The organism is Hydrogenophaga sp. PML113, assembly GCF_001777155.1.
Classification (GTDB): domain Bacteria; phylum Pseudomonadota; class Gammaproteobacteria; order Burkholderiales; family Burkholderiaceae_C; genus Hydrogenophaga; species Hydrogenophaga borbori.
The window spans coordinates 132,773-151,848 of the sequence record NZ_MIYM01000008.1; the positions used below are offsets into that span (position 1 = coordinate 132,773).

Below are 19,076 nucleotides of genomic sequence, written 5' to 3' on the forward strand. Positions count from 1 at the left end.
CGTGGAGCAAAGGGGGAGCGTGCTTACTTGCGGACAAGGATTGTCCACTCATACAGCGGATAGTCGTGCAGCAGCGCCACCTGGCGCGAGTAGTTGCGCTTGCAGTGGTCGAACCAGAACAAGGGGTCGCCGTAGAACAGGTGGGGCTCTTGCCAGTCCACGTAGGTCGACAGCAGATTGAAGGCGAAGCCCTTGCGCGAATGGCGGTGCATTTCGTCGAGCTTGCCCAGGACGAACCGCTTCCACTCGTCTTCGCTGGCTTCGAAGCGCACGTTGAAGGTGCCCGAGACAAATGTGTAGTCGGCCTCGGTCTCGAGGGTGGTGCTCTGGCGCAGGTCCAGTTCGCCTTGGAATCCACCGAGGCGGGCGCGAGCGGTGTCGAGCATCTTTTCGCTGAGGTCGTAGCCGTGATAAGCGCTGACCTTCATTCCCCGCTCCAACAAATGGTCGAGGTGCGCGCCATAGCCACAGCCATAGTCGTTCACGCTGAAAGGCTGGGCGCCGGCGTCGACGACCGAAGTCAGCTTTTCAAACCGCAGGCGCTGCGACTCGGGCGTGTTCCAGCCCACGGCCGTGGAGACGGGGCCATTGCGCTCGAGGTTGTAGCTGTAGAGCTCGCTGATGCGAGACAGAGGCTTGGACAGGTCCACTCAGAACTCCAGTTGGTCGCTCGTCTTGGGGAAGGCCTTGGTGGCACTGGGCACGAACACCTCGCGTTCGCGGGTATCGCGAGCAATAACGGCGCCCGCGCCGATGAGGTTTTCGGCGCCGATGCTCAGGCTGTCATGCAGCGTCGAGTTGACGCCGAGAAAACTGTTGTCACCGATCTTGCAGGAGCCGGACACCACCACATGTGACGAGATAAAGCAATGGTTGCCGATGCTCGAGTGGTGACCGATGTGGTTGCCGCTCCAGAGAATGGTGTTGTTGCCGATCTGCACGTGGGGCTGAATGACGTTGTTCTCGAAGATGAACACGTTCTCGCCGAAGCGGTTGCTGCTCCAGGTTTTGACGTTGGGGGCGATGAAGGAGGCGAAGGAATAACCCCGGGCCTTCAGTTCCTCATAGGTCGCCTGCCTGAGTTTGTTCATCTTGCGGTAGCCGATGGCCACGAAGACGTCGACCGCACCCGGTGGGTGGTGACGATCGAGCTCCTCGACCGTCACGATGGGCAGTCCGCCGAACGTGTCTTGGTTCTTGTATTGCGCGTGGCAGGCGAAAGCGCGCACGCGGTAGTCGGTGTACTCGTGGAAATAGTCGCGCACCACCTCGGCGAACAGCGCGGTGCCCACGACGACCATGTCTTTCATGTTGTCTCCTGGTTCGCCCCGGCAGACGCGAGGGCGGAAAACGGCAAAACGTAGAAGCCGGGGTACTCGCGCAACAAGGTCTCGCGCGTGGCGTTTCGTAGCCCGGCCGAGCGCAGCCGGGTGAAGTAGTGGTAGCGGATGTCCTGGGTGCCCCACTTCTTCTTGAAGGCATACACGCCGTCCTGCGTCAACCAGGTGCCGCCCCAGTTCCACTGGCGATAGCCTGCCGCCATGGCGTCCACCATGGCGTCGTGGATCAGAAGGGGCAGGGCTTGGGAGGACCGGTGTTGCTCAACCACGCAGGGCGTGAAGTACTCCACCGTCTGATTGCCGTAGAGCAGCAGCAACGCGGCCACGCGCTCGCCATCGAGTTCGGCCAGGTAAATGGTCCACGCGTCGCGTGGCAGCCACTGGGGAATCTGCTGGAAGAAGCCGAGTCGCTTGGGCAGTCCGCCGATCGAGCGGATGTTCTGGTCATGGGTGGCGTGCAGGAACGCAATGGCTTCGTCCGACTGGGACTTCGAGACCGTCAAACCGCTGCGCTGGGCCTTGCGGATGTTGCGCGGGCGCGGGTCGTCGAACATGGCCATCAGGCTTGCCGGCTGCCGGTCCTCGGGGAAGACCGTGAACTGCCCGATGCGTTCGTCTCGCAGGTCGTGCGGCAGATGGGCCTCATAGAGCGCATGGTCGGCGACCAGTGGGTTGGTGATCAAGGTGGAAGCCACGGCGCCCATGTTCTCGCCGAAGGCGTCGAAGGCGCGCACCACGGCCAGCCAGGCCTGCTGATCGCCATCGGGGACGATGGCACCGCCGTTGCTGCCGTAAAAGGCAAGCGAGTTGACCACAGGGCCCAAGGCGCCGTGCTTGACCAGCAAAGGCAAAGCCGCGCGCAGGCCCGAGGCATCCTGCGCGGTCAGCCAGTAGGGGATGGATTGTGTTTCTGCCGCTACCAGGCCGATGTAGCCTGGGCTGGCGTAGATCAGCGTGCGCGGATCGCGGTAGACGAAGGACTCGATGGCGTCGTTGCCCGGGCCTTCGATCAGCTGGGTGTGAAGGGCGCTCATGGCAGGGTCGTGGCGAGCCACTGCTCGACGTTGAGCAGCGACCAGATCAGCAGGCGCCGATTCTGGCGTCCTTCGAGGTGCTCGTTCACGAGACTCGCCACCGTCTCGCGATCGAGCAGGTCGTACAGGCGGGAGTGCCCTCCCAGCAGCTTGCGGCGCACGAAGTCGATGCTTTCGCCTTTGAACCAGCTGGCATCGGGAGAAGAAAACCCCTGCTTCTCGGCTTGTGTGACGCTGGGGGGGATGTGGCGCGCCATCACGTCGCGCAGGATCTGCTTGCCGTCGCGGGTCTTCTCGAAGTACTTGACCGCCTTGCCGCCCGGCTCGTTCTCATTGATGCGCACCACCTCTGCCAGGTTGTTGAGCTTGAGGTTGACCGGGCATTGCATGGCGAAGTCGACCAGGTCGTTGTCCATGAAGGGCACGCGCGCCTCGAGCCCATGCGCCATGCTCAACTTGTCTTCCACAACGAAAAGACCGTGCAGGAAGGTCTTGGCCTCGAAGTACAGCGAGTGGTTGATGTAGTCCTCAGGCCGGTCGAGTTCGTTGTCGTGTGTGAGGAAGACGTCGCGGAAGATGTCGCGCGTCCAGACGTGCTTCACGTCGCTCCAGATCGGCGCGAACACCTTGGAGAGGACCGTATTGGGAATGAGCCGGTGCCAGAACACGTAGTACTGGTCGATGTAGTGCTCGAAGTCCTGGTTGACCACCGCGCGGTAGTAGCGCCATGGATAGCCGCCGAAGAGCTCGTCGCCACCGCCACCAGACAGCACCACCTTCACGAATTTGCTGGCCAGTTGGGCGGCATAGAAGTTGGGGTAGCTCTGCCCCACGCGGGGCTCTTCCAGGTGCCAGGCCAGCCGTGGCAGGCACCGCTCCATGTCGCCAGCCTTGAGCACCATCTCGTAGTGCTCGGTCTTGAAGCGCGCCGACATGGCCTCGGCCTTGACGCGCTCGTCGAAGGCCAGCTCGATGCCCGAGGCCGAACTGAGGTCGAAGCCGCAGGTGAAGGTCTTGAGGTTGGCGAAGGACTGGGCGGCGACCGCGGTGATCGAGCCGCTGTCCATGCCGCCCGACAGGTAGGCGCCCAGTTCGACGTCGCTCACGAGCTGGCGGTTGACGGCCTGGCGGAACAGGCGATCGAGTTCTTCCAGGTATTCCTCGCGCCGGCCCGGACGGTCGGGTTCGCGAAAGCGGTAGTCCCAGTAGCGCGTGCGCTCCAGCGGCGCGTTCGGCTGGCGCAGGTCCAGCGTGGCATAGTGGCCCGCGGGCAGCAGCTGTACGTCCTGCAGCAGGGTGCGGTCGGTGAAGATGTTCTGGAAGGTCAGGTATTCCAACAGCGCTGGCTTGTCCAGTTGGCGCTGGAAGGCGGGATGGGCCAGGATCGCCTTCTGCTCCGAGGCAAACAACAGCCGTCCATTCTGCTGCGCCACATACAGCGGCTTGATGCCGTAGCGATCGCGCGCCAGCAGCAGCCGGCGTTCCTTGCGGTCCCACAGGGCGAGCGCGAACATGCCGTTGAGCCGGACCAGGCCCTCGGGCCCCCAATGGGCCAGGGCGTGCAGCAGTACCTCGGTGTCGGACTGCGAGCGAAACCAGTAGCCCGCCGCCTGAAGCTCGGCGCGCAGCTCGCGGAAGTTGTAGATCTCGCCGTTGTAGGTGATGACGTAGCGGTGGTCGGCGCTGATCATCGGCTGGTGCCCGCCAGGCGACAGGTCGATGATGGCCAGGCGCCGATGCCCGAAGCCTACCGGTCCTTCTATCCAATGGCCTTCACCATCAGGTCCGCGATGGGCAATGGCATCCGTCATCCGTTGCAGGATGACCGGAGACACCGCGTCACCGGAAAGTTCGATGAGACCCGCAATGCCACACATCAGGGATTCGAGCTCCGGACCTGGTCGATCACGTAAGCCTGCTCGGCTTCGCTCATGCCGTGGAACAGGGGCAAGGAGATGCTGCAGTCGTTGGCGGCCCAGGCCTGGGGAAAGTCCGCCGGCGAGAGCTGGTACTTCTCGCGGTAGAACTGCAGCATGTGCACCGCATGGGTGGCCGGGCGGGTGGAGATGCCCGCCTTGAGCAACCGGTCCATCCAGTCGTTGCGGCGTGCGTTGACCCGGGGGATGGACTCGCGCGTGACCGGCTCCGGCTGAAACAGGCAGGGGTAGCTTTGGTAGCCGTGCGTCATGTTCTGCACATGGGCCGGCGTGCGCAGCCAGGGCAGGCCCGCAAAGGCCTCGTCGTAGACCCGCGCCAGCCGTTGGCGCTCGGCCACGATGGCCGCGGCGCGGTCCATCTGGGCCGAGCCAAGAGCGGCCTGGATATCGGTCATGCGCTGGTTGTAGCCGGCGTCCGGGTGATCGGCCAGCAGGTAGGGGCGTGGGCCCAGGTGGCGCTGCAGGTCGCTCATGGCCGCACCATGGTCGCGCAGACGGCGCAGTGTCACGGCCAGCTCGTCGTTGTCGGTGGTGACCATGCCGCCTTCACCGGTGGTGATGGCCTTGCGAGGGTGGAAGCTGAAGGCTGCGGCGTGGCCGAAAGTGCCGACGTGGCGCTCGCCGATGCGGCTGCCGAAGCCGCAGGCCGCGTCTTCCACCACCCACAGCTGGTGCGCGCGCGCCAGGCGGTTCACCCCGTCCATGTCGGCCGGCAGCCCGAACAGGTGCACTGGCAGGATGGCCCGGGTGCGTGGCGTGATCTTGGCCTCGAGGTCGGCCAGGTCCAGGTTGAAGGTCTCCAGGTCGATGTCGCAGAACACCACTTTGCCGCCCAGGTGCTCGACCACGTTGGCCGTGGCGATCCAGGTGAACGCCGGGACAATGGCCTCGTCACCCGGGCCGAAGCCCAGGGCCGCCAGCGCCAGGTGCAAGCCTGTGGTGCAGGAGGTCACGGCGATGGAGTGCTTGGCGCCAGTAAAGGCGCTCCATTTCTCCTCGAATTCCCGCACCTTGGGACCCTGCACGAGCCAGCCGCTGCGCAGCGGCCCGAGCACGCTCTGGATTTCTTCCTCGGTGAGTTGGGTGCGCGCGATGGGCACCTGCATGGCGGCGGTGGTGGTGTTCATGGGGTCCTCTTGTGGGTCAGGCGGGCAGTCCGACGGCGGCGCGCCGGGCGGCGACTTCTGCCTTGTGGGCGGCGCGCCATTCGATGAGTTTGCGCAGGCCTTCGCGCAGCTCGATGCGCGCAGTGAAGCCGATTTCGCGCGTGGCCTTCACGGGCGAGCCGATGCGGTTGCGCACCAGCGTGGCCTGACTGCGGGGCGCATAGCGGATGGGCTGCTTGCAGCCGGTGAGCTCGATCAGCATCTCGGCGAGCTCTTTGAGCGAGGTGCGCTGCCCCGTGCCAACGTTGTAGAAGCTGTCGACCGCCTCGGCCTTCATCGCGCAAAGGTTGGCCAGACCACAGTCCTCGACCGCCACGAAATCGAAGGCCTCGGAGCCGTCGCCCATGATGGTGGGGCTTTCGCCTTTGTCGATGGCGTCCAGCATCTTCATGATCACGGCGATGTAGGCGCCGTGGTAATCCTGGCGCGGACCATAGACGTTCATGTAGCGCAGGCCCACGAAGTTCAGGCCGTAGCGGTGGTGGAACGAGCGCATCATGGCCTCGCCCGCGATTTTGGTGGCGCCGTAGAAGTTCTGGTTGTTGAACGGATGGTCTTCGGTCATGGGCTCTTCGATGGCGTCGCCGTAGACCGATGCCGACGAGGACCACACCAGGCGCTTGATGCCCTTGGCCACGCAGGCTTCCATCACATTGAAGGTGCCGCGCACGTTCACGTCGAAGGCGGTGCGCGGGTACTCGTGGCACTGCAGCAGCCACAGCGCGGCCAAGTGGAACACGCCGTCGGCGCCGTCGAACGCCGACTGCAGGATGTCCGTTTGCATGATGTCGCCACCGGCCTCGTAGATGCGCACGCGCGGGTCCTTGAGTGCCTCTGCCAGGTTCTCGGCGCGACCACGCACGAAGTTGTCGTAGATCACGATTTCCTTGACGTCTTCGCGCAGTAGGTGGTCGACCGTGTGGGAGCCGATCAGGCCGGCACCGCCGACCACCACGAGTTTCTTGCCTTGGATGTCCATGATGGGTTTCTTGAAGTTCAGGGTTGGGTGGACGCGCAGGCGTCCTGAAGGGCTTCGATCACGCGGTCCTGCACGGCTTCGCTCAGATCGGCGGACATGGGCAGGCTCATGACGCGATCCGCCGCGAAGTCGCTGGCCGGTGTGGGGTGGGGCGGGCACAGGCCGGCATAGGCCGGCTGGCGGTTCAATGGCATCGGGTAGTGCACCGCCGTGGGCACGCCACGCTGTTCCAGTTCTTTTTGAAGCGCAGCGCGCTGCTCCACGAACACGGTGTACTGCGCCCAGACGCAGCTTCGGTCGGCGGGGCGGCCGAGCAGACCGATGGGCAGGCCGCTGGCGCGCAGCACCTGGCCCCAGCGCTCGCCAAGGGCGAGGCGCCGTTCGATCTCCCAGTCGAATCGCTCGAGCTTGGCCAGCACGATGGCGCACTGCAGCGTGTCCATGCGCCCGCCCACGCCGATGCGCGTGTGCACGTAGCGGCGCGATTGGCCGTGCACGCGGATCTCGCGCAGGGCCTGGGCCAGGCCGTCGTCGTTGGTGAAGATCGCCCCGCCATCGCCGTAGCAGCCGAGGGGTTTGCTGGGGAAAAAACTGGTGCAGCCCAGAGTGGAGAGGTTGCCGCTGGGGCGGCCACGGTAGGTGGCGCCAAAGCTTTGCGCGGCGTCCTCGATCACCGCGATGTTGCCGTGGCGGGCCGCCACGGCATTGATGGCGTCCATGTCCGAGGTCTGTCCATACAGGCTCACGGGCATGATGGCTTTGGTGCGGCTGGTGATGCGGGCCTCGATCTGGGTGGCGTCGAGGTTGCAGGTATCCGGCTCGATGTCCACGAACACGGGGGTGGCGCCCGCCAGGACGATCATCTCTGCCGTGGCGGCGAAAGTGAAAGGCGTGGTGATCACCTCGTCGCCGCGCCCGATGCCCAGGGCCATCAGGCCCATCAGCAAGGCCTCGGTGCCGCTGGAGACGGTGATGCAGTGCCGCGCGCCCGTGCGCTCGGCCAGTTTTTCCTCCAGCTCGCGAACCTCCGGCCCCATGATGTACTGGCCGTGTTCCAGCACGGCGTTGATGCGCGCCTGGATCTGCGGCTGCAGCGCGCGGTACTGGGTCTTGAGGTCAATGAAAGGAATGCTCATGGCGAGGGTTCCCGGCTGAGTTGCCGCCCGCTGAGGCGGTATTGCGTGCCCGTGTGCGGGCAGGTGTGGTGGCCGCTGCCCTGCAGGGGCAGCGGAATCGGTTCGCCGTGCTCGCTCATCCAGCCCACCTGGCGGGCCGGCACGCCTACCATGAGGGCGTAGGCGGGAACGTCGCGCGTGACGACCGCGCCCGCACCCACGAAGGCGAACTCGCCGATCGTGGTTCCGCACACCACGGTGCAGTTGGCGCCGAGCGTGGCGCCGCGGCGCACAAGGGTGGGACGGTACTCGTGCTTGCGCTCGACCAGCGCGCGCGGGTTGTGCACGTTGGTGAACACCATGCTGGGTCCGCAGAACACCCCTTCTTCCAGGGTGACGTTGTCGTACACGCTCACGTTGTTCTGGATCTTGCAGCGGTCGCCGATCTCGACCCGGTTGCCCACGAAGACGTTCTGGCCGAGCGAGACGCCGCGGCCGATGCGCGCGCCCGCGCACACGTGCACGAAGTGCCACACACGCGAGCCGTCGCCTATCGTCGCGCCTTCGTCGACGACCGCGCTCGGGTGGACGCTCACGCCGTTCAAGCGGACCGCCTTTTCAGGAAGGGGTGGCCTTCACCGGCGCGCGCCGCCGTGGGGGGGCTGTTGCGGATGGTGTCCACCACTTCGATGCAGGGACGGGCGTCGGCCAGGCCGTAGCCCCGGCCCGCCAGCACCTCGCGGTAGCTGGTGGTGTGCAGGTCGGTGAAGCCCTCGGAAAACTCGAGCTGCTCACCGCTGATGTCGATGTTGCGGAAGGTGGTCTTCTTGCCTTTCACCTCGGCCGGGAGGTCATCGGCGTCGATGGACAGGAACCAGCGCACCCGAGCGCGCTCGTACTCCAGGTAGCCCGCGGCCTTGGCCTCGGCGTTGAGATGCACCTCGTTGCGCAGCGCAGGACCGAAGACGAACTGCAGCATGTCGTAGAAATGCACACCAATGTTGGTGGCCACGCCGAAGGATTTGCGCGGGTCGCCTTTCCAACTTTCCATGTACCACTTGCCGCGCGAGGTGATGTAGGTCAGCTCGACGTCGAACTTGTTGTCGCGGGGCGCAGCCGCCACTTTTTCGCGCAGCTTCAGGATGGCGTCGTGGTGGCGCAACTGCAGGATGTTGTAGACACGACGGCCGGTCTCGCGCTCAACCTCGGCCAGCTCGTCGATCAGGGCCGGCGTCGGCACCAAGGGCTTCTCGCAGATCACGTCACAACCCAGCCGCAGTCCAGCCGCGATGTGGGCGTGGTGCAGGTGATTGGGCGAACAGACGCTTACATAGTGCAGGGCGGTGGCCGGGTCGCGCCGCAGGCGGTAGGCGTGCTCCAGGAAGCGCTCGAAGTCGGTGAAGAACTCGCTCTGGGGCGAAATGCTGTCGATGATGCCGACCGAATCGTTGATGTCGTACGCGACAGACAGGCGGTGACCAAGGTCCTTGATGGCGCGCATGTGCCGCGGGGCGATGTAGCCGGCGGCACCGATGAGGGCAAAGTTTTTCATGGAGTGGGGGCTGTGGTTGGCGCGGGGCTCACAGTCGGAAGACACTGAAGCCGGCTCGCGCCGCTTCGTGCCGGTCGTACAGACTCTTGAGGTCGCCCAGCACGGGCTGCGCGTCCGGGCGACACAGGTGGGCCAACTGCGTCGGGGTCATCTCACGGAACTCGCGATGACCCACGGCCACGATAAGGCTGTCCACGGGTTCCTGCGCCCGCAGTTCGCCGAGCTCGATGCCGTACTCGTCGCGCACCTCCCGCGCGTCGGCCCACGGGTCGGTGACGACCACCTTGACGTTCCAGCCCTGCAGTTCGCGCACCAGGTCGGCGACCTTGCTGTTGCGGATGTCGGGACAGTTTTCCTTGAAAGTGATACCCATCACGCCCACGGTGCTGCGCGGCACGTCGATGCCGTTGCGAAGCATGCGCTTGATGACGTTGCGCGCGGCGTAGCGCGCCATGTTGTCGTTGATGCGACGCCCGGCCAGGATGACCTGCGGGTTGTAGCCCACCTCTTCGGCCTTGTGCGTCAGGTAGTAGGGATCGACACCGATGCAGTGGCCGCCGACCATGCCCGGTCGAAAAGGCAGGAAGTTCCACTTGCTGCCGGCAGCCTCGAGCACCTCCAGCGTGTCGATGCCCAAGCGCTCGAAGATGACGGAGAGTTCGTTGACCAGGGCGATGTTGAGGTCGCGCTGGGTGTTCTCAATTACCTTGGCCGCCTCGGCAACCTTGAGGCTGGTGGCGGGGAAGGTGCCGGCCGTGATGATGGAGCGGTAGAGCGCATCGACCGCGGCGGCGGCGGCAGGCGTGGAGCCGCTGGTGATCTTGCGGATCCTGGTCAAGGTGTTGACCTTGTCGCCCGGGTTGATGCGCTCCGGGCTGTAGCCGCAATAGAAATCCTGGTTGAAGCGCAGGCCCGACAGGCGCTCGAGCACGGGCACGCAGACCTCTTCGGTGCAACCCGGGTAGACCGTGGATTCGTAGATAACCAGGGCACCAGGCCGCAAGACCTTGCCCACGGTTTCGCTGGCCTTGATCAGCGGCGTCATGTCGGGACGGTTGGCTTTGTCCACCGGCGTGGGCACGGTGACGATGAACACGCCGGCCTGTTCCAGTTCCGCAGGGTCACAGCTGTAGCGCAGCTGGTGGGCGTCGCGCAGCTGTTCCTCGCTGCACTCGCGTGTGTGGTCGCGACCGGCTCGCAACTCGGCGACGCGGTGCTCGTTGATGTCGAAGCCGAGCACCGGACGCGAGCGACCGAATTCCACCGCGAGGGGCAGGCCGACGTATCCCAGTCCGATGACGGCGATGAGCTTGTTGTCCAGATTCATGCTGATGGGGCGAGAGGGTGTTCTGCCTGATCCAGGCCGGGGGCTGCGGCGTCCTTGGCCGACAGGATCGGCGGGCCATCCAGTGGCCACGCGATGCCCAGGGTCGGGTCATTCCAACGGATGCTGCGCTCCGCCTCGGGTGTGTAGTAGTCGCTGGTCTTGTAGAGGAAGTCCGCGCTCTCGCTGGTCACGAGAAAGCCGTGCGCGAGTCCCGGGGGGATCCACAGCTGGCGGTGATTGTCCTCGCTGAGCTCGAGTCCCACCCACTGACCATAGGTCGGTGATTCCCGCCGGGTATCCACCGCCACATCGAACACGCTGCCGCGCACCACGCGCACCAGCTTGCCTTGCGCATGCGGGGCCACCTGGTAGTGCAGGCCGCGCAGCACGCCCTGGGCCGAGCGCGAATGGTTGTCCTGAACGAAGCGCACGTCCAGGCCCGTGGCCTCGTTGAAGGCCTCCTGGTTGAAGCTCTCCAGAAAGAAGCCGCGCGAATCGCCGAACACCCGGGGCTCCAGAATGAGCACGCCGGGGATGGCGGTGGGGGTGACCTTGAGTGAGGCGCTCATGCCGGCGAACCTCCGTACACGCGATCCTCCAGCAACCGCATCAGGTACTGCCCATAGCCGCTCTTGCTCAAAGGCTCCGCCAGCCGCCGCAGCTGCGCCGCATCGATCCACCCGTGGCGCCAGGCGATTTCTTCCGGGCAGGCGATCTTCAAGCCCTGACGGTGCTCCAGCGTGGCGATGAACTGCCCCGCGTCGAGCAGGCTGTCGTGCGTGCCGGTGTCCAGCCAGGCGTAGCCGCGCTGCAGGATGCGCACGTTGAGTTGGCCGCGCTCCAGGTAGGCCTGGTTCACGGCGGTGATTTCCAGCTCGCCGCGCGCGCTGGGCTTCACCGAGCGTGCGATGTCGACCACCTGGGCGTCGTAGAAGTACAGCCCGGTGACGGCATAGCTGCTCTTGGGTTTGGCGGGCTTTTCTTCGATGCTCAGGGCCTTGCCCTGTTCGTCGAAGGCCACCACCCCGTAGCGCTCGGGGTCGGTCACGTGGTACGCGAACACGGTGGCGCCGCTGGCCTGGGCGTCCGCGCCGCGCAGCAGGTTCGCCAGGTCGTGTCCGTAGTAGATGTTGTCGCCCAGCACCAGCGCGCTCGGGCCATCGCCCACGAAGTCGGCGCCGATGATGAAGGCCTGGGCCAGGCCGTCGGGGCTGGGTTGCACCGCGTACTGCAGGCGCATGCCCCAGGCGCTGCCGTCGCCCAGCAGCTGCTGGAAGCGCGGCGTGTCCTGCGGCGTGCTGATGATCAGCACCTCGCGAATGCCGGCCAGCATGAGCGTGCTCAGCGGGTAATAGACCATGGGCTTGTCGTACACCGGCAGCAGTTGCTTGCTGATGGCCAACGTGGCCGGGTGCAGGCGGGTGCCCGAGCCGCCGGCGAGGATGATGCCCTTGCGTCGCGTGTGGTTCATGCCGTCCCCAGGTGCTCCACGAGCATACGCCGCACGCCCGCCTCCCAGGCGGGCAGGCTCAGCCCGAAGGCCTCGCGCAGGCGGCGCGTGTCCAGGCGCGAGTTGAGCGGGCGTCGGGCGGGCGTCGGGTAGTCAGCGGTGGCGATGGCCTCGATGTCGCGGACCTTCCACGGCAGCTCGGGCCGCAGCGCACGGCCTTGTTCGATGGCGTAGCGCGCCAGCCCGTGCCAGCTCGTCTCGCCGGCCGCGGCCACGTGGTAGGTGCCCGCCAGGGTAGGCTTCGCGAGCAGCGAGCGCAGGGCGTGCGCGCTCACGTCGGCCAGCAGTTCGGCGCCGGTGGGCGCGCCCACCTGGTCGGCCACCACACGCAGTTGCTCGCGCTCCTGCGCGAGCCGCAGCATGGTGCGCGGGAAGTTGGCGCCGCGCGCCGCGTAGACCCAGCTGGTGCGCAGGATCAGGTGGCGCGCGCCGCTCGCGCGCACGGCTTCTTCGCCCGCGAGCTTGGTGCGGCCATAGACGCTCAGCGGCCCAGTGGCGGCGCCCTCGTCGCGCGGCGCATCGCCGCTGCCGTCGAAAACGTAGTCGGTGGAGTAGTGCAGCAGCCAGGCGCCGCGCGCGGCGGCGGCGCGCGCCAGGGCGGCGGGCGCCTCGGCGTTGATGGTGTGCGCCAGCGCGGGCTCGGCCTCGGCCTTGTCCACCGCCGTGTGGGCGGCCGCGTTCACGATCGCGTCGGGCGCCACGCGTTCGACCAGGGCGCCCAGGCTGTCGGGGCGGGCCAGGTCCACCGCGCCGGCATCGCTCGGGTCGCGGTCGAAAGCGAACACCTCGCCCAGCGGCGCGAGGCTGCGGCGCAGCTCCCAGCCCACCTGGCCGTTGGCGCCCAGCAGCAGGATCCTCACGCGGCCCCCTGGTACTGCGCCTGCACCCAGTCGCGGTAGGCGCCGCTCTGCACCTCGGCCACCCATTCGGGGTGGTCCAGGAACCAGCGCACGGTCTTGCGGATGCCGCTGTCGAAGGTTTCGGCCGGGCGCCAGCTCAGTTCGGATTCGATCTTGCGCGCGTCGATGGCGTAGCGCCGGTCGTGGCCGGGGCGGTCTTTCACGTGGGTGATCTGCGTGGCGTAGGACTGCCCGTCGGCCCGTGGGCGCAGCTGGTCGAGCAGGGCGCAGATGGTCTTCACGATGGCGATGTTGGGCTGCTCGTTCCAACCGCCCACGTTGTAGGTCTCGCCCACGCGGCCGGCCTCGAGCACGCGGCGGATGGCGCTGCAGTGGTCGCCGACGTAGAGCCAGTCGCGCACCTGCAGGCCGTCGCCGTACACGGGCAGCGGCTTGCCTGCCAAGGCATTGACGATCATCAGCGGGATCAGCTTCTCGGGGAAGTGGAACGGGCCGTAGTTGTTGCTGCAGTTGGTGGTGAGCACCGGCAGGCCGTGCGTGTGGTGCCAGGCGCGCACCAGGTGGTCGCTGGCGGCCTTGCTGGCGCTGTAGGGGCTGTTGGGTTCGTAGGGGTGCCGCTCGGTGAAGGCGGGCGCGTCGGGCGCCAGGCTGCCGTAGACCTCGTCGGTGCTCACGTGCAGGAAGCGGAAGGCCCCGCGTTCGGCCTCGGGCCGCGCGAGCCAGTGCGCGCGCACGGCCTCCAGCAGCCGGAAGGTGCCCACCACGTTGGTCTGGACGAAGTCCTCGGCGCCGTGGATGGAGCGGTCCACATGGCTTTCGGCCGCGAAGTTGATGACCGCGCGCGGCCGGTGCTCGTCCAGCAGGCGCGTCACCAAGGCCGCATCGCCGATGTCGCCGCGCACGAACACGTGGCGCGCATCGCCATCGAGGCTGGCGAGGTTGTGCCGGTTGCCGGCGTAGGTGAGCTTGTCGAGGTTGAGCACCGGCTCGTCGCTGCGTGCGAGCCAGTCCAGGACGAAGTTGCTGCCGATGAAACCGGCGCCGCCGGTGACCAGGATCATTCGAATCGCCTCCCTGTGCGGTGCCGGGTCATCACCGCCCGCCCTGCCGCGTGTTCAGTGGCCGTGCGCCACATGCTCGCCCGCGGCGAGCTTGTAGACCGTGCCGCAGTAAGGGCACATGGCCTCGCCGGTGGTGGCCACGTCCAGGTAGACCTTGGGGTGGCTGTTCCACAGCTTCATGTCGGCCAGCGGGCTGGGGCAGAACACCCCACCGTGCGCGTTGAGGTCCTTGGCCTTGAGTTCGATCACCGCCTTGCTCATGCTGCGCTCCGCTCAGACCTTGGTCAGCCAGTGGGCGTACTTGGGGTTGCGGCCGTTCACGATGTCGAAGAAGGCGCTCTGGATCTTCTCGGTGATGGGGCCGCGCGAGCCGCTGCCCAGCTCGATGCGGTCGAGTTCGCGGATCGGCGTGACCTCGGCGGCGGTGCCGGTGAAGAAGGCCTCGTCGGCGATGTAGACCTCGTCGCGCGTGATGCGCTTCTGGACGATCTCCAGCCCCAGGTCCTTGGCGATGTGGAACACCGTGTTGCGCGTGATGCCGTTGAGCGCGCCAGCGGAGAGGTCGGGCGTGTAGATCACGCCGCCCTTGACGACGAAGATGTTCTCGCCCGCGCCTTCGCTGACGAAGCCGGAGGAGTCGAGCAGCAGGGCCTCGTCGTAGCCTTCGTCGGTGGCCTCGGTGTTGGCCAGGATGCTGTTGGTGTAGTTGCTCACCGCCTTGGCCTGCGTCATGGTGATGTTGACGTGGTGGCGGGTGTAGCTGCTGGTTTTGACGCGGATGCCGCGCTTCATGCCTTCGTCGCCCAGGTAGGCGCCCCAGGCCCAGGCGGCCACGCTCAGGTGGATGGTGTTGCCCTTGGGGCTCACGCCCAGCTTCTTGTCGCCGATCCAGGTGAGCGGGCGGATGTAGCCGCTCTTGAGGCCGTTGGCGCGGATCACGTCCTTCTGCGCCTCGTTCACCTGCTCCACGGTGAAGGGGATCTTCATGCGCAGAATCTTGGCGCTGTTGAACAGGCGCTCAGTGTGTTCCTGCAGGCGGAAGATGGCCGTGCCGTTGACCGTGTCGTAGGCCCGCACGCCCTCGAAGGCCCCGCAGCCGTAGTGCAGGGTATGGGTGAGCACGTGGATCTTGGCGTCGCGCCAGTCCACCAGCTGGCCATCCATCCAGATCTTGCCGTCGCGGTCGGACATCGAGGGAACGGGTGCGCTCATGGGTTTCCTTGGGGTATGGGGGGTATTCGGGTCAACCGGCGATTTTACGGCGCCGCCCGGGGCGCTGGGCCGGCGGGGGCGTCCGTCTCGGGGCGCTTCAGGCCCCAGTCCTGCAGCTTGCCGTGGGCGAATCGGGCCTGCACGGAGGCGCCGCCCGGGTCCGTCCAGCGGTAGACCTCGGGCTGCTCGCCTTCAGGGGAGGCCAGCTCACCCAGGGCCCGGGCCAGGCCGATCACGCCGATCAGGGGCATGCCCGCGTGCAGGCGCGAGTTCAGCATCACGGCGCTGTCCACGTGGCCGATCGGGCGCTGGGCGGCGCGGCGCATCACCGCCATCAGGCGCGTGAAATGCAGCAGCAGCCACAGGACCAGGCCGCCGCCGACGGCCGCCACGCCGGCCCAGCCGAACTGCCAGTGGCCCCAGAACAGGAGGGCGGCGCCGATCAGGGCCATGGCGATGCGTCGAAGGTTCATGTCGTTCCAATGTCCGTTGCAGGGCGCGCGATCCGCCGCGCGCGCGTCATTCCAGCCGGCGCACCAGATCCAGCGCCTCTTCGATGCGCTCGACCCCATGCACGGTGAGGCCGTCGAAGGCCTTGTCGTTCTTCTTGGGCAGGTTGGCCTTGGGGACCACCGCCACGGAAAAGCCCAGCTTGGCCGCCTCCTTCAGGCGCTCCTGCCCGCGCGGCGCGGGCCGCACCTCGCCGGCCAGGCCCACCTCGCCGAAGGCCAGGAAGCCCTTGGGCAGCGGCTTGCCGCGCAGGCTGCTGGTGATGGCCAGCATCACGCCCAGGTCGGCCGCGGGCTCGCTGATGCGCACGCCCCCCACGGCGTTGACGAACACGTCCTGGTCCAGGCAGGCCACGCCCGCGTGGCGGTGCAGCACGGCCAGCAGCATGGCCAGGCGGTCGCGCTCCAGGCCCACGCTCAGGCGGCGCGGGCTGGGGCCGCCGCTGTCCACCAGGGCCTGCAGCTCCACCAGCAGCGGCCGCGTGCCCTCCAGCGTGACCATCACGCAGCTGCCCGGCACCGGCTGGGCGTGCTGCGAGAGAAAGATCGCGCTCGGGTTGCTCACGCCCTTGAGGCCTTTTTCGGTCATGGCGAACACGCCGATCTCGTTGACCGCGCCGAAGCGGTTCTTGATCGCGCGGATCAGCCGGAAGCTGCTGTGCGTATCGCCTTCGAAATAGAGCACGGTGTCCACCATGTGCTCCAGCACGCGCGGGCCGGCCAGCGCGCCTTCCTTGGTCACGTGGCCCACCAGCACGATGGCCGTGCCCGAGGCCTTGGCCGCGCGCGTGAGGTGGGCCGCGCACTCGCGCACCTGGGCCACCGAGCCCGGGGCGCTGGTGAGCTGGTCGGAATAGACGGTCTGGATCGAGTCGATCACCGCGATGGCGGGCTTCTCGGCGTCCAGCGTGGCCAGGATTTTTTCCAGCTGGATCTCGGCCAGCACCTGCACCTGCGAACCCTCGATGCCGAGCCGGCGCGCGCGCAGCGCCACCTGGGCGCCGCTTTCCTCGCCGGTCACGTAGAGCGTGGGCAGGCCGGCGCGCTGCAGGCTGTCCAGGGCCTGCAGCAGCAGGGTGGACTTGCCGATGCCGGGGTCGCCGCCGATCAGCACCACGCCGCCCTCGACGATGCCACCGCCCAGCACGCGGTCCAGCTCCTCGTGGCCGGTGGGCGTGCGCTGCACGTCCCGGGCCTCGATGCGCGACAGCGGCATCACCTCGCTGGTCTTGGCCAGCGCCGCGAAGCGGTTCTTCGGCGGCGCGCCGCCGCCCTCGGCCACGCCTTCCACCAGCGTGTTCCAGGCGCCGCAGTGCGGGCATTTGCCCAGCCAGCGCGGGCTGGTGCCGCCGCACTCGCCGCAGGTGTAGATCGTCTTGTCCTTGGCCATGAGGCCGGGACTATATCGGCCCGAAGCCCTCGACCAAGGCGCGCGTGATCTCGGCCGCGCCGGCGGTGCGGCAGCCGCTGGCGTTCTGGCCCGACCACAGCGGCGTGAAATCGCTCTTGCCCTGTTTCTCCCAGTGCGCGCGCAGCGGGGCGATGGCCGCGGTGGCCAGCGGGAAGGCGGGCGCGGCCGGGTTCAGCGGGCCGAGCTCGCGCATCACCCGGTTGGGCACGCCGCGCGCGGGCCGGCCGGTGAACAGGGTGGTGAGCTGGGTGTGGCGCGCGGCCTCGCTCTGCAGCACGGCGCGGTGCAGGGCGCTGGTGGTGGCCTCGGGGCTGCACAGGTAGGCCGTGCCCACCTGCACGCCGTCGGCGCCCAAGGCCATGGCCGCGCGCACGCCGGCCGCGTCGGCGATGCCGCCGGCCGCGATCACCGGCACGCGCACGGCGGCCTTCACCTGCGGCAGCAGCGCGAAGGTGCCGGTCTGGCGCGTGAGATCGTGGCTGAGGAAGTGGCCTCGGTGCCCGCCGGCTTCCAGGCCCTGGGCGATCACCGCGTCCGCGCCGTGGGCTTCCAGCCAGACCGCCTCGTCCACCGTGGTGGCCGAGCTCAGCACCACCGAACCCCAGGACTTCACGCGCGCCAGCAGCTCGGGCGCGGGCAGCCCGAAGTGGAAGCTCAGCACGCGCGGCCGGAAGGGTTCCAGCGCGTCGGCGGCGGCCGCGCTGAAGGGCAGCCGGCCCGGGCCGGCCGCCAGCGTCGCCGGGTCCAGGCCGATCTCGGCGAAGTAGGGCGCCAGCGCCGCGCGCCAGGCCGCCTCGCGCGCGGCGTCGGGCTCGGGCGGCGTGTGGCAGAAGAAGTTGACGTTGTAGGGCCGCCCGCTGGCGGCCAGCAGGTCCAGCTCGCGCCGCATGGCCTCGGGCGCCAGCATGGCGCAGGGCAGGGAGCCCAGGGCACCGGCCTCGCCCGCCGCCAGCGCCAGGGTCGCACCCTGCGCGCCCGCCATCGGCGCCTGGATCAAGGGCCAGCGCGTGCCCAGCAGCTCGGTGAGTCGGTTCATGGTGCGAGTGTAGGCAGGCGGCAATGTCCCCAGGGCCCGTGCGCGGTCCGGGGCTCAGGCGCCGCCGCGCTCCAGCAGCTCGGCGAACGCCTGCGCGGCGGGCGAGAGCGAGCGGTCGCTCTTGAACACCACGGCGGTGTCGCGCTCCACCAGCGGGCGCACCAGGCGCCGCGCCACCAGTTCGGGGTGCAGCGCGGGCGCGAATACGCTGCCCGGCACCACGGCCACGCCCAGGCCTGCGGCGGCCAGGGCCACCGCGGTGGTGAGCAGGGAGACCTCGTGCGCGATGCGCAATTCCACCCCGGCCGCGCGCGCCGCCGCGTCGATGCGCCGCCGCACGCCGTAGCCCGGGCGCACCGCGATCACCGGCCAGGCCGCCAGCTGCTTCCAGGTGAGTGGCCGGTCCGCGGCAAAGCGCGGGCCGGCGGGCGCGATCGCGGCCAGGTGATCGCGCAGCACCACGCGCTGCGACAGGCCGGGCGTGGGCCCTTCGAGCGTGCCCAGGCCCAGGTCCACATGGCCCGCGAGCACGCGCTCGGCGAACTCGCCGGGCGCGCAATCGTCGATCTGCAGTTCGATGCCGGGGTAGCGGTCCAGGTAGCGGCGCACGGCCGCCGGCAGCAGGGTCTGCGCCACCGTGGACGTGGCCGCGATGCGCAGGCGCCCGCGCTCGCCGCGCGCCAGCGCCGCCATGCCGCCGCTCAGGGCCTGCATCTCGGCCAGCGCGCGCCGCGCGTAGCCGATGGCCTCGACCGCGGCCTCGGTGCGGCGCAGGCTGCGCGTGCTGCGGTCGAACAGGCGCACACCCAGGCGCGCCTCCAGCTCGCGCAGCAGAACGGTCACGGCCGGCTGCGTCAGCGACAGGGCCTCGGCCGCGGCCGAGAGCTGGCCGCTGTCGTACACCGCCACGAAGGCGCGCAACTGGCGCACCGAGGGCAGGCTGCCGAGGTGTGCGGGTTTTTTATGAATCGCCATTGAAGTTTCATTTTTCACGCGGCGCGCGAAGGCCTGTAATTGTCGGCTTTCG

20 protein-coding genes are annotated in these 19,076 nt (G+C 67.8%); all 20 read right to left on the reverse strand.

The genetic code is table 11. From position 1 onward, the window contains the following. Positions 1-23: 23 nt before the first annotated feature. From BHU06_RS16160 to BHU06_RS16255, 20 genes are read right to left on the reverse strand one after another with little or no spacing between them, the layout of a single operon-like run. Positions 24-650, reverse strand: coding sequence for a class I SAM-dependent methyltransferase (locus BHU06_RS16160; protein WP_139147091.1), 627 nt, complete (start codon positions 648-650; stop codon positions 24-26). Then, positions 651-1,310: an acetyltransferase gene (locus BHU06_RS16165; protein WP_070400234.1), complete on the reverse strand. Its 660-nt coding sequence runs from the start codon at positions 1,308-1,310 to the stop codon at positions 651-653. After that, entirely contained in the window at positions 1,307-2,374 is a 1,068-nt protein-coding gene (locus BHU06_RS16170; protein ID WP_070400235.1) for a GNAT family N-acetyltransferase, read from the reverse strand. Before BHU06_RS16170 ends, BHU06_RS16165 begins: the two co-directional genes overlap by 4 nt. Continuing rightward, the gene (gene asnB, locus BHU06_RS16175) at positions 2,371-4,251 is read right to left on the reverse strand and encodes an asparagine synthase (glutamine-hydrolyzing) (protein WP_070400236.1); all 1,881 of its coding nucleotides are present in this window, start codon (positions 4,249-4,251) and stop codon (positions 2,371-2,373) included. The genes BHU06_RS16170 and asnB overlap by 4 nt, the downstream gene beginning before the upstream one ends. Beyond that, complete coding sequence (locus BHU06_RS16180; RefSeq protein ID WP_070400237.1) at positions 4,251-5,438, reverse strand: DegT/DnrJ/EryC1/StrS aminotransferase family protein; 1,188 nt, start codon at positions 5,436-5,438, stop codon at positions 4,251-4,253. The genes asnB and BHU06_RS16180 overlap by 1 nt, the downstream gene beginning before the upstream one ends. A 16-nt stretch (positions 5,439-5,454) precedes the next feature. Beyond that, positions 5,455-6,456 (reverse strand): NAD-dependent epimerase/dehydratase family protein, encoded by a 1,002-nt coding sequence (locus BHU06_RS16185; protein WP_070400238.1) that lies wholly within the window; start codon positions 6,454-6,456, stop codon positions 5,455-5,457. A 17-nt stretch (positions 6,457-6,473) separates the two neighbouring features. Beyond that, complete coding sequence (locus BHU06_RS16190) at positions 6,474-7,586, reverse strand: DegT/DnrJ/EryC1/StrS aminotransferase family protein (protein ID WP_204744975.1); 1,113 nt, start codon at positions 7,584-7,586, stop codon at positions 6,474-6,476. A gap of 2 nt (positions 7,587-7,588) precedes the next feature. Beyond that, positions 7,589-8,167: an acyltransferase gene (locus BHU06_RS16195; RefSeq protein WP_204744976.1), complete on the reverse strand. Its 579-nt coding sequence runs from the start codon at positions 8,165-8,167 to the stop codon at positions 7,589-7,591. A gap of 5 nt (positions 8,168-8,172) precedes the next feature. Further along, the gene (locus BHU06_RS16200; RefSeq protein ID WP_070400241.1) at positions 8,173-9,123 is read right to left on the reverse strand and encodes a Gfo/Idh/MocA family protein; all 951 of its coding nucleotides are present in this window, start codon (positions 9,121-9,123) and stop codon (positions 8,173-8,175) included. Between the two features lie 28 nt (positions 9,124-9,151). Further along, a complete protein-coding gene (locus tag BHU06_RS16205) occupies positions 9,152-10,450 on the reverse strand; it encodes a nucleotide sugar dehydrogenase (protein ID WP_070400242.1) in 1,299 nt (432 codons plus the stop codon). Further along, entirely contained in the window at positions 10,447-11,019 is a 573-nt protein-coding gene (rfbC, locus tag BHU06_RS16210; RefSeq protein ID WP_070400243.1) for a dTDP-4-dehydrorhamnose 3,5-epimerase, read from the reverse strand. Before rfbC ends, BHU06_RS16205 begins: the two co-directional genes overlap by 4 nt. Further along, positions 11,016-11,921: a glucose-1-phosphate thymidylyltransferase RfbA gene (gene rfbA, locus BHU06_RS16215; protein WP_070400244.1), complete on the reverse strand. Its 906-nt coding sequence runs from the start codon at positions 11,919-11,921 to the stop codon at positions 11,016-11,018. Before rfbA ends, rfbC begins: the two co-directional genes overlap by 4 nt. Beyond that, complete coding sequence (gene rfbD, locus BHU06_RS16220) at positions 11,918-12,820, reverse strand: dTDP-4-dehydrorhamnose reductase (RefSeq protein ID WP_070400245.1); 903 nt, start codon at positions 12,818-12,820, stop codon at positions 11,918-11,920. The genes rfbA and rfbD overlap by 4 nt, the downstream gene beginning before the upstream one ends. Then, complete coding sequence (rfbB, locus tag BHU06_RS16225) at positions 12,817-13,881, reverse strand: dTDP-glucose 4,6-dehydratase (protein ID WP_070400246.1); 1,065 nt, start codon at positions 13,879-13,881, stop codon at positions 12,817-12,819. Before rfbB ends, rfbD begins: the two co-directional genes overlap by 4 nt. 54 nt (positions 13,882-13,935) lie before the next feature. Continuing rightward, positions 13,936-14,142, reverse strand: coding sequence for a zinc-finger domain-containing protein (locus tag BHU06_RS16230; RefSeq protein WP_070400247.1), 207 nt, complete (start codon positions 14,140-14,142; stop codon positions 13,936-13,938). A gap of 12 nt (positions 14,143-14,154) precedes the next feature. Further along, positions 14,155-15,093, reverse strand: coding sequence for a branched-chain amino acid transaminase (locus BHU06_RS16235; protein WP_070400248.1), 939 nt, complete (start codon positions 15,091-15,093; stop codon positions 14,155-14,157). Between the two features lie 44 nt (positions 15,094-15,137). Beyond that, the gene (locus BHU06_RS16240) at positions 15,138-15,566 is read right to left on the reverse strand and encodes a glycerate kinase (RefSeq protein WP_070400249.1); all 429 of its coding nucleotides are present in this window, start codon (positions 15,564-15,566) and stop codon (positions 15,138-15,140) included. A 46-nt stretch (positions 15,567-15,612) separates the two neighbouring features. Beyond that, the gene (radA, locus tag BHU06_RS16245; RefSeq protein WP_070400250.1) at positions 15,613-16,992 is read right to left on the reverse strand and encodes a DNA repair protein RadA; all 1,380 of its coding nucleotides are present in this window, start codon (positions 16,990-16,992) and stop codon (positions 15,613-15,615) included. A 10-nt stretch (positions 16,993-17,002) separates the two neighbouring features. Continuing rightward, a complete protein-coding gene (locus BHU06_RS16250; protein WP_070400251.1) occupies positions 17,003-18,049 on the reverse strand; it encodes a nitronate monooxygenase family protein in 1,047 nt (348 codons plus the stop codon). A gap of 54 nt (positions 18,050-18,103) precedes the next feature. Further along, a complete protein-coding gene (locus BHU06_RS16255) occupies positions 18,104-19,024 on the reverse strand; it encodes a LysR family transcriptional regulator (protein ID WP_070400252.1) in 921 nt (306 codons plus the stop codon). Positions 19,025-19,076: the final 52 nt, after the last annotated feature.

Excerpts from the sequence above, each read along its gene's own strand:
- BHU06_RS16165 (WP_070400234.1), bottom strand. The coding sequence starts at position 1,310 with ATGAAAGACATGGTCGTCGTGGGCACCGCGCTGTTCGCCGAGGTGGTG.
- BHU06_RS16170 (WP_070400235.1), bottom strand. The coding sequence starts at position 2,374 with ATGAGCGCCCTTCACACCCAGCTGATCGAAGGCCCGGGCAACGACGCC.
- asnB (WP_070400236.1), bottom strand. The coding sequence starts at position 4,251 with ATGTGTGGCATTGCGGGTCTCATCGAACTTTCCGGTGACGCGGTGTCT.
- BHU06_RS16180 (WP_070400237.1), bottom strand. The coding sequence starts at position 5,438 with ATGAACACCACCACCGCCGCCATGCAGGTGCCCATCGCGCGCACCCAA.
- BHU06_RS16185 (WP_070400238.1), bottom strand. The coding sequence starts at position 6,456 with ATGGACATCCAAGGCAAGAAACTCGTGGTGGTCGGCGGTGCCGGCCTG.
- BHU06_RS16200 (WP_070400241.1), bottom strand. The coding sequence starts at position 9,123 with ATGAAAAACTTTGCCCTCATCGGTGCCGCCGGCTACATCGCCCCGCGG.
- BHU06_RS16205 (WP_070400242.1), bottom strand. The coding sequence starts at position 10,450 with ATGAATCTGGACAACAAGCTCATCGCCGTCATCGGACTGGGATACGTC.
- rfbC (WP_070400243.1), bottom strand. The coding sequence starts at position 11,019 with ATGAGCGCCTCACTCAAGGTCACCCCCACCGCCATCCCCGGCGTGCTC.
- rfbA (WP_070400244.1), bottom strand. The coding sequence starts at position 11,921 with ATGAACCACACGCGACGCAAGGGCATCATCCTCGCCGGCGGCTCGGGC.
- rfbB (WP_070400246.1), bottom strand. The coding sequence starts at position 13,881 with ATGATCCTGGTCACCGGCGGCGCCGGTTTCATCGGCAGCAACTTCGTC.
- BHU06_RS16230 (WP_070400247.1), bottom strand. The coding sequence starts at position 14,142 with ATGAGCAAGGCGGTGATCGAACTCAAGGCCAAGGACCTCAACGCGCAC.
- BHU06_RS16235 (WP_070400248.1), bottom strand. The coding sequence starts at position 15,093 with ATGAGCGCACCCGTTCCCTCGATGTCCGACCGCGACGGCAAGATCTGG.
- BHU06_RS16240 (WP_070400249.1), bottom strand. The coding sequence starts at position 15,566 with ATGAACCTTCGACGCATCGCCATGGCCCTGATCGGCGCCGCCCTCCTG.
- radA (WP_070400250.1), bottom strand. The coding sequence starts at position 16,992 with ATGGCCAAGGACAAGACGATCTACACCTGCGGCGAGTGCGGCGGCACC.
- BHU06_RS16250 (WP_070400251.1), bottom strand. The coding sequence starts at position 18,049 with ATGAACCGACTCACCGAGCTGCTGGGCACGCGCTGGCCCTTGATCCAG.
- BHU06_RS16255 (WP_070400252.1), bottom strand. The coding sequence starts at position 19,024 with ATGGCGATTCATAAAAAACCCGCACACCTCGGCAGCCTGCCCTCGGTG.